The organism is Streptomyces sp. NPDC089915 (genome assembly GCF_040684675.1).
Lineage (GTDB): Bacteria > Actinomycetota > Actinomycetes > Streptomycetales > Streptomycetaceae > Streptomyces.
The window spans coordinates 22,392-30,426 of sequence record NZ_JBFBGN010000088.1 but is presented as its reverse complement, the minus strand read 5'-3'; the positions used below and the strand labels follow the sequence as shown (position 1 = coordinate 30,426).

Genomic DNA, 8,035 nt, shown 5'->3' with positions numbered 1-8,035 from the left:
CAGATGTGGAAGCCCGGTAACGGGTGGAGCTGACTGGTACTAATAGGCCGAGGGCTTGTCCTCAGTTGCTCGCGTCCACTGTGTTAGTTCTGAAGTAACGAACTCGCCTTGTCGGCTTGAGTTCCAACTTCATAGTGTTTCGGTGGTCATAGCGTTAGGGAAACGCCCGGTTACATTCCGAACCCGGAAGCTAAGCCTTTCAGCGCCGATGGTACTGCAGGGGGGACCCTGTGGGAGAGTAGGACGCCGCCGAACAATCATTGTGGGAAAGCCCCGCACCAGTCATGGTGCGGGGCTTTTCTGCGTTTACGGCCAGGTACGGGTCAGGCACGGGTGTCGATATTTCGTTGACCTGCGGTGTGCGGACCGTTTGGATGCGTGGGTATGGAACAGAACACGCAGCACGTGATCAGGGCCGTACGGGCCGACGAATGGGAGAAGGTCAGGGACCTGCGGCTTGACGCGCTGCGCGACCCTGCCGCGTCGCTGGCCTTCCTCGAAACCTATGAGCAGGCGGCAGCCAAGTCCGACGAGTTCTGGCAGGAGCGGGCGGCCGGCGCGGCGGAGGGCGTGCACGTCGCGCAGATCATCGCCGAGGCCCCCGACGGCCAGTGGGACGGATCCGTCTCCGTGTTCATCGAGGACGCGGGGTCGACGGACTTCTTGCAGCAGGTCGTCGACGTCGACCAGGCGCACGTCGTCGGCGTGTTCGTGCGGCCCGGGCAGCGGGGGAGTGGGCTCACCGACGCGCTGTTCGAGGCGGCGCTGGAGTGGGTGTGGGCGCGGGAGGAGCCGGTGCTGGGGCGTGCGCGGCTCTTCGTGCACGAGGAGAACGAGCGGGCCGCCGGGTTCTACCGGCGCTTCGGGTTCCGTCCGAGCGGGATCGTGATCCCCAAGCCCGACGACCCGACCGCCAAGGAGCACGAGTACCTCTTCACGAGGCCGTAGCGGCCCCTAGGCGACGGGCCACTCCGGCCAGCGGGAGCGGGCCTGTTCGCGGCTGCGGCACAGGGCCAGGAGCGGCAGGCGCTCGTCGTCGAGGAGTTCGGGGAGCCCGGGGACGGGGGCGACGGCCGCCACGTCCTCCAGGACCAGCGTCATTGGTGGGTCGAGCCGACCGCGGGATGACCGTGCGGCCATGCGGCGGCCGTGCTCGACCACGTGCGAGGCGAGTGCGGTGAGCAGGGGCATCGCACCCGGGCGGGTACGGGGGTCCTCCACGGATTCACCCACCACGTAGAGGGTGCCCCCTTCGGCGGCGAACGATGCGAGCGTGAGGGCGTCCGTTCGGTTCGGGTTGCAGGCCTCGCGGATGTGGATCGAGGTCAGGCAGGAGAGGGCCCGGGCCGTCAGGTACTGGGCCTGCTCGCGGCGTTCGGGGTGGGCGATGAGGGCGCTTTCGAGTTCGCCGGCGGCGCCGGGTGCGGCCTGGGGGTGGGTGCGGAGGATCCGTACCGGTTCCTGGGAGCCGTTGCCCTGGGCCCAGCGGGCCAGCTGCTTGAAGGGGAGGCCGTCGAGGGCGGCCGCCTGGAGCCAGCTGCGGAGCAGGGTCTCCGCGGTGTCCGAGACGGCGGCGTCGAGGCGGGCCTGGGGGCGTACGGGGGCCAGCAGGGCGATCGCGCGGGCGGCGGCGGTGTCCCGGTCGGCGCACCCGTCGGCGGGGTTCCAGTGCATGCGGGCCGGGGTGTCGCACAGGTGCGAGGGGTCGTAGAGGAGGACCGGGCCGAGTTTGGCGCGGGCGTCCTTGGTGTCCTGCCAGAGGGCGGGGGAGGACGTGACCACCAGGACGGACCCCTCGGCGCCCGAGATGGCCTGGGCGGCCAGGTGGTGCCGCTCGGCCGGGGGTGCGTACGCGAGCCGGTGCGCCGGGGGCGGCGCGGTGGTGCGGGCCGGCGGGGCGTAGCCGAAGCCGTAGCGGTAGGCCTCCTGGGCCGGGGGCCTGCCGTCACGGTCCCGGGGGTGCGCGGCCGGCGCGGAGACCGGGGCGTGGGCGGAGGCCATGGGCGCGGCCGCCCGCGGCTCGGCCGGGGCCGGGGTGCCGGTGCCGGGGTGGTCCCGGTGCGGGGCCGTCGCCGGGTGCGGATGGGGTGTGGCGTCGGGGTGCGGGGCGTTGCCGGTGGCGGGTGCCGCGCCGAGGCTTCGGGTGGGGGCGGGCGTCGGGACCCCGGCCGTGTCGTGGCCCGGGCCGGCGGGTCCGTCGAGGTCCGGTGTGCGGTCCGGTCCGGGGGGCGCGTCCGAGCGCAGCTCCGAGTGCGCGGGCTGTCTCCGGCCCGTCCGGAGGGCCGGCTCCGGGACCGGCTTCGTGGAGGGGGCTGACTCCTGACCGGGGATCGGGCTCCGGTCCTGGGACCGGTCGTGGTTTGGGGCGGTGGTGCGGGTGTGGTTCCGGGCTGCGGCTCTGGCGTCCGTGCGGCGGGCCTTCGTGCGGGCGATGACGCCCATGGTGAAGATCGTCAGGACCAGGAGGACCAGGAGCTGGCTGATGAACAGGCCCCAGAACAGGCCCCAGCCCGAGAGGGCCGTCGGGTTCGTGTCGGGCCAGGCGCCGGGGATGTCGTGCGGTTGCGCTATCAGGGCGCGGACGGCCCCCGGGGTGCGGGTGAAGGTGACCGTGGCCGGCCAGGCGCCCTTTGCGAAGAGGGCCGCCAGGCCGGTGGCCGACCAGACCAGGACGGCCAGGCCGAGGAGGAAGGCCAGGAGGCCGACCAGTGCTCCGTCGGGGATGCCGCCGCCGCGCGCGCGGGGCTCCGTACCTCTGCCGTCGTGCATGTCGGTCAGGCCACCGTGGTCGCTGATCCGGGGCCGCCGCCCCGCTGGCGTTCGATGTACAGGGCGCGTTCCTCCGCTTCGAGTTCCGCGGCCAGCAGGTCCTCGGGGAGGTGCTGGGGGGTGGAGGACTCCGTCATCGCGCGGTCCGTGTAGACGAGGGGGCGTTCGGTCTCGGTGATCAGGTGTTTGACCACTTGGACGTTGCCGTTGACGTCCCAGACGGCGATGCCGGGGGTGAGGGTCGGGATGATCTCCACGGCCCAGCGCGGGAGGCCGAGGACGCGGCCCGTGGCGCGGGCCTCGTCGGCCTTCTGGGCGTAGATGGTGCGGGTCGAGGCCATTTTGAGGATGGCCGCGGCCTCGCGGGCGGCGGCTCCGTCGACGACGTCGGAGAGGTGGTGGACGACGGCGACGAAGGACAGGCCGAGGCGGCGGCCGAACTTCAGGAGGCGCTGGAACAGCTGGGCCACGAAGGGGCTGTTGATGATGTGCCAGGCCTCTTCGACCAGGAAGATCCGTTTTTTCCGGTCCGGGCGGATCCAGGTGTGTTCCAGCCACACGCCGACGATCGCCATGAGGATGGGCATGGCGATGGAGTTGCGGTCGATGTGGGAGAGGTCGAAGACGATCAGGGGGGCGTCGAGGTCGATGCCGACCGTCGTCGGGCCGTCGAACATGCCGCGCAGGTCGCCGTCCACGAGACGGTCGATGACGAGCGCGACGTCGAGGCCCCAGGCCCGGACATCGTCTATGTCGACGTTCATCGCGAGGGCGGACTCGGGTTCGGGGTGGCGGAGCTGTTCGACGATGTCGGTGAGGACGGGCTGGCGGTCCCGGATGGTGTCGACGACGTAGGCGTGCGCGACCTTGAGGGCGAAGCCGGAGCGTTCGTCCAGGCCGTGGCCCATCGCCACTTCGATGATGGTCCGGAGCAGCGCGAGCTGGCCGGTCGTGGTGATCGCCGGGTCGAGGGGGTTGAGGCGGATCCCGTCGTCGTTGGCGGCGATGGGATCCAGGCGGATGGGGGTTATCCCCAGCTGCTGGGCGATCAGGTTCCACTCGCCGACGCCGTCCTCGCCCTGGGCGTCGAGGACGACGACCTGGCGGTCGCGGAAGCGGAGCTGGCGCAGGACGTAGGTCTTCTCGAGGGCTGACTTTCCGTTGCCGGATTCGCCCAGGACGAGCCAGTGGGGGGCCGGGAGCTGCTGGCCGTAGAGCTGGAAGGGGTCGTAGATGTAGCCCTTGCCGCTGTAGACCTCGCGTCCGATGATCACGCCGGAGTCGCCGAGGCCGGGGGCGGCGGTGGGCAGGTAGACGGCCTGGGCCTGGCCGGTGGAGGTGCGGACGGGCAGGCGGGTGGTCTCGACCTTGCCGAAGAGGAAGCTGGTGAAGGCGTCCGTCAGCGCGGACATGGGATCTCGCATGGCGGCTCTTCCTTCCGGCTAGCGTCGGATGCCGGTGGCGAACGGCAGGGTGTTGACGAAGGCGCGGTGGTGCTCGCGGTCGCACCACTCGAGTTTCAGGTAGGACTTGCCGGCGGAGGCGCGGATGGTGCGCTTGTCGCGGGCGAGGGCTTCGGGGGAACGCGAGGACACCGTGATGTACCCGACGAGGTTGACCCCGGCAGCGCCGCTGGCGAGATCTTCACCCCTCTGGTCGAGCCGGCCGTGTGCGGCGATGTCGCGGGGGTCGACGGTGCGGTTCATCTTGGCGGCGCGGGAGGCGTCGGCCTCGTCGTTCGTCTTCTCCGTGAGCATGCGCTCGATGGCGATCTCGGTGGGTTCGAGGTCCATGGTGACGGCGACGGTGCGGATGACGTCCGGGGTGTGGACGAGCAGCGGGGCCAGGAAGTTCACGCCGACGGGGGTCATCGGCCATTCCTTGATCCACGCGGTGGCGTGGCACCAGGGGGCGCGGGTGGAGGATTCGCGGGTCTTGGCCTGGAGGTAGGTGGGCTCCACGGCGTCGAGCTCGGCGGGCCAGGCGTTGCGCTTGGTCATGGCCTGGATGTGGTCGATCGGGTGGTCCGGATCGTACATGGAGTGCACGAGGGAGGACAGACGTCCCTGGCCGAGGGGCTGGCGGACGCGGATGTCGGCTTCGGCGAGGCGGGCGCAGATGTCGGTGAGCTCGCGGGCCATGACGATGGCGAGGCCGGCGTCGCGGTCGAGCTTGCGGCCCTTGGTGCTGCCGGCGCGGGCGATGGTGGTGGCCTCGGCGGCGAGTTCGCGGGTGTAGTGCATGCAGGCCACGAGGTAGGCGCGGTGCTGCTCCGAGGAGGTGGAGACCATCGACTGGAGCTGGTCGTAGGAGTCGCGCAGCCAGGTGGCGGCCGTGGTGTCCCCGCGCTGGGCGACGTCCTTGGCGTGGGCGTCGGGGTCGGCGGGGAGGGTGCGGGCGAGCATCTGGAGGCGGGTGACGAAGCCGTCGCCGTTGGCGACGTGCTTGAGGAGGGTGCCGAAGCGGTCGACGAGGGCTTCCTGGTCCTCGCTGTCGCGGAGGCCGACGCCGGGGCCCTCGATCTCGATGGCGGCGGTGACGGTGCGGCGGTCGGCGTGCAGGAGGACGGCGATCTCGTCGGGGCCGAAGGGGGCGGCGAGCCAGTTGATGCGGCCGATGCCGGGGGGCGGGCCGACCTCGACCTCGCGGCCGTCGACGGCGCGGGTGCCGGCCTCCATGGAGGAGGAGCGGTAGGTGGTGCCGCGGCGGAGGGTGCGCTTGTAGCTGCGGCTGATCTCGAACCACCGGTAGAAGGTGCGGCCCTTGTAGGGGACGTACACGGCGGCGAGGGCGAGCATCGGGAAGCCGGCGAGGCTGACGATGCGCAGGGTGAGGTCGGGGACGAGCAGTCCGCTCATCATGCCGAGGAACGCGCCGACGATGATCAGGGCGATCTCGCCGGTTTCGCGGTTCTTGCCGACGATCGCGTTCGGCCGGGCCCGGCCGATGAGATACGTGCGGCGGGGCGCGACCGGGTGGAGCTGGTGGGACTGGGTCGTCAACGCCCGTCACCTCCTGTGTTCCTCGTACTCGAGCCAGTGCGGGGCGCGGGGGCGGCGGGCGGGACGCTTCCGCCGCCGGTCCCGCTGCCGGAGCCGCGGCTGCTGTGGGCGGCCATGCCTCCGGAGATCTGGTTGGCGTCGCCGCCGGTGGGGCCGCCGCCTCCGGCGCGGTGGGCGCCGCCGCGGCTGCTGTGGGTCTTGATGCCCTGGGAGACGAGGGAGGCCGGGGAGCTGATGACGGCGGCGGCCTGGGCGCCGTCGGTGGCCTGCTTGCGGTTGCTGCGGGCGGAGGCGATCTCGTCGCCGAAGCCGGGCACGAACCGGTAGATCATGGCGGAGGCGAAGATCGCCAGGAGGATGATGGCGAGGCCGGAGACGACGGCGGAGAAGGCGTTGGGGCCCTTCTCTCCGGCGAGGGCTCCGGCGAGGCCGAGGACGATGACGATGACCGGCTTCACGAGGATGACGGCGATCATGATGCCGGCCCAGCGGCGGACGTGGCCCCACATGTTGCGGTCGACGAGTCCGGCGTAGACGACGGTGCCGAGGAGGGCGCCGACGTAGAGCAGGGCGGCGCGGATGACGAGCTCCAGCCAGAGGACGCCTGCGGCGAGGACGGTGACGAGGGCGACGACGATCAGCATGATCGGGCCGCCGCCGATGTCCTCGCCCTTTTTGAGGGCGTCGGTGAAGGAGCCGAAGAAGACGTCGCTCTGGCTGCCGGTGGCGGAGGCGATGACGTCGGTGACGCCGTCGGTGGCGGAGACGACGGTGTAGAGGATCAGGGGGGTGAAGGCGGAGGCGAGGACGGTCAGCCAGAGGAAGCCGATGGCCTCGGAGAGGGCGGTGGAGAGGGGGACGCCGCGGATGGCGCGCTTGGCTACGGCCAGGAGCCAGAGGACGAGGGTGAGGACGGTGCTGGCGGCGAAGACGACCGCGTACTGCTGGAGGAAGGCGGGGTTGGTGAAGTCGACGTTGGCGGTGCCCTTGACGGCTTCGCTGAGCTTCCCGACGATCCAGGCGGCGGCGTCGGCGCAGCCGCGGGCTAGGGAGGCCAGGGGGTTGAGGGCGTCGGTGCCCGGGTCGCCCGGGGACAGACCGGTGCGCGGCGCGCCGCTGGATGCGGGGCCGTTGCCGTTCTCGCAGTAGTCCCGTGCCGGGGCCTTGATGAGTTCGCAGGGGTTGTTGCTGGGCTGCGGGGTTCCGGTTGGCGTCGCCCCGGGTGTCACCGGCGTGCTGGGCGTCGGCGTCGGGGCGGCCATCGCACGGGTCGCCAGGAGCAGGAGGCTGGTGTGCACGGCCGCGACGACGGCCGTCAGGGACATGCCGCGACGGATGTCAGCGCGCATAGGTGAGCCCTCCGAACTGCGACACGGCTGCGGACATGTCCTCGGCCGACGAGGCCGTCTGGTCGCGGCCGACCGGGGTCGGGCCGTCCTTCTGTGTGAAGTTCGAGACCCACCAGTCGCCGTTCACCCAACGGAGTTCGAACGTGTTCGTGTACCAGCCCTCGGAGACGGGGGACTTCGACCCCTCACCCGCGAGTCCGAACAGGGTGGAGGACCAGACGGAGACGGTGGCGGTGTCGCCGTCGATCTTCTCCATCTTGGTACCGGCCGGGTTCGTACGGCTGACGAAGACCATGTTCTTCGGTGCCTTGCCGCCGGCCTCCAGCCCGATCCGGCCGAGGAAGCCCGGGTCGCTGTACAGCCGGTCGAGTTCGGCCTGGCGCGCCGCCGCGGTGTCGGGGGTGTAGACGGCCTGGACGATCGCCTTCCTGCGGGCGGCGTCGAACATCCCGTCGGAGCCCAGCGCCACCGTGTAGTTCGCCGCCGCCGACTGGGCGCCCTGTTCGTCGTGGGCGAAGCCCTTCGGGATGCCGGCGGATTTGGCGGTGACCGGGGCCGTGCCCGTCGGGGCTGTGGGGTTGGTGGTGGGGGGTTTGTTCGAGGTGGGGGTGTTCGGGGTGTCGTGGGACTGGTTCGCGAAGGCGATCGCGGCGATGAGCAGGACCACGACACCGACCACCGTGATCAGGCCGCGCGAGGCGCGGGGGGTGCGGCGGGGGGTGCCGTAGGCGTCGGAGGGGGAGTCCGGGAGGCGGGTGCGGGTCTGGCCCGTGCCGCCTACGGCGCCCCCGCCGTACTGGTCGTCGTTGCTCATTGCCTGTCGTCCGCCCCCTCCGCGTCGTACGACGGTAGCGCTCGTTTCCGCGCAGGCGCGGTGTGGTGATTCCTCATCAGGGTGCGGCCGGCCGCGGTGGT

General features: G+C 71.4%; 6 protein-coding genes and 1 rRNA gene. 2 read left to right on the top strand and 5 right to left on the bottom strand.

Annotation, left to right across the window (positions count from 1 at the left end; translation table 11 throughout):
• Nucleotides 1–138: 138 nt before the first annotated feature.
• Both rrf and AB0O29_RS24030 read left to right on the top strand, forming a co-directional pair.
• Nucleotides 139–255: ribosomal RNA gene (gene rrf / locus AB0O29_RS24035) — 5S ribosomal RNA — on the top strand.
• A 129-nt stretch (nt 256–384) separates the two neighbouring features.
• Nucleotides 385–948: an N-acetyltransferase gene (locus tag AB0O29_RS24030; protein WP_365154543.1), complete on the top strand. Its 564-nt coding sequence runs from the start codon at nt 385–387 to the stop codon at nt 946–948.
• A gap of 6 nt (nt 949–954) precedes the next feature.
• Here AB0O29_RS24030 and AB0O29_RS24025 read toward each other — a convergent pair whose 3' ends face one another.
• Genes AB0O29_RS24025 through AB0O29_RS24005 form a run of 5 tightly spaced genes read right to left on the bottom strand, consistent with a single transcriptional unit; the run spans nt 955 to nt 7,934 of the window.
• A complete protein-coding gene (locus AB0O29_RS24025; RefSeq protein WP_365154540.1) occupies nt 955–2,769 on the bottom strand; it encodes a type VI secretion protein in 1,815 nt (604 codons plus the stop codon).
• A 5-nt stretch (nt 2,770–2,774) separates the two neighbouring features.
• The gene (locus AB0O29_RS24020; RefSeq protein ID WP_365154537.1) at nt 2,775–4,193 is read right to left on the bottom strand and encodes an ATP-binding protein; all 1,419 of its coding nucleotides are present in this window, start codon (nt 4,191–4,193) and stop codon (nt 2,775–2,777) included.
• Nucleotides 4,194–4,211: 18 nt separating this feature from the next.
• Complete coding sequence (locus tag AB0O29_RS24015; protein ID WP_365154534.1) at nt 4,212–5,771, bottom strand: SCO6880 family protein; 1,560 nt, start codon at nt 5,769–5,771, stop codon at nt 4,212–4,214.
• A complete protein-coding gene (locus tag AB0O29_RS24010) occupies nt 5,768–7,120 on the bottom strand; it encodes a hypothetical protein (RefSeq protein ID WP_365154532.1) in 1,353 nt (450 codons plus the stop codon). Before AB0O29_RS24010 ends, AB0O29_RS24015 begins: the two co-directional genes overlap by 4 nt.
• The gene (locus AB0O29_RS24005; RefSeq protein WP_365154529.1) at nt 7,110–7,934 is read right to left on the bottom strand and encodes a hypothetical protein; all 825 of its coding nucleotides are present in this window, start codon (nt 7,932–7,934) and stop codon (nt 7,110–7,112) included. Before AB0O29_RS24005 ends, AB0O29_RS24010 begins: the two co-directional genes overlap by 11 nt.
• Nucleotides 7,935–8,035 lie beyond the last annotated feature (101 nt).